Raw genomic sequence first — 774 nt, 5'->3', positions numbered from 1 at the left:
ATTGCCAACATTGGCTATAAGTAATTGCTGGTTCTCGCCTACTTCTGAAAATCCTCGCGGATTTTCAGTTTGGTGTGTACTTGCAAAGTTAGGTGCTAAACCACGCAACTACTCATAGCCCAACCGTTGTGCGTAAGTTGAGAAAAACTGAACTCTGAATGAAAAATAGATTTCTGAAAATAATAAAACGGATTTTAATAACGGTTTTGATTCTTTTCGTCGTTGTGTTTATATCAAACGAAATCGTTTATAGAACTTCAATTCCTGAAAACTTTGAGGAATCAAATTGGAACGGAAAATGGGACAGTTCTGAATATGCTTTCGTTAGTGGAAAAGTACTGACAACGATTCCAGAAAATCACAAGGCTGAATTTAAAAGCGAAACGTTGATTTATTATAATCTTTGGAGTCTTTACAAACCTGGACAAAACAAAATTGTTGAATTATCAGGAAATTTTTCGAAATCCGATATTAATGGAAATAACCTAGGGCAAAAAAGCCGACCGAATGAAAATCGCGATTCCAATCGTAGATTCTTTAAAGCTAAAATGTCAATTGGAAATGGACAGTTCATTGAATACGATGGAATAAAAGATAATGACGGAATTGAAATAAGTGGCGAATATGAATCAAGCTACCCAAAAGACAAAGGAACATTTGAATTGAATAAAAAATAAAACCTACGCACAACAATGGCTCCTATGAAAAGCCCTAGTCCAGTTCTCTAAAGTTAATATTTAATTTTCAATTACTTCATAATGATGGTTTTGGGGT

The 774-nt window shown here is 34.2% G+C and carries 1 protein-coding gene; it reads left to right on the top strand.

What is annotated here, in order from left to right:
* Positions 1-158: 158 nt before the first annotated feature.
* Positions 159-677, top strand: a complete 519-nt coding sequence (locus FEK29_RS17815) for a hypothetical protein (protein ID WP_138259789.1) — start codon at positions 159-161, stop codon at positions 675-677.
* Positions 678-774: the final 97 nt, after the last annotated feature.

The organism is Maribacter aurantiacus (genome assembly GCF_005780245.1).
In the GTDB taxonomy this organism is placed as follows: Bacteria; Bacteroidota; Bacteroidia; order Flavobacteriales; family Flavobacteriaceae; genus Maribacter; species Maribacter flavus.
This window is presented reverse-complemented; position numbering and strand designations above follow the sequence as displayed.

Bases quoted from the DNA above. Each gene is read 5' to 3' on its own strand.
- FEK29_RS17815 (WP_138259789.1), top strand. From the start codon at position 159: ATGAAAAATAGATTTCTGAAAATAATAAAACGGATTTTAATAACGGTT.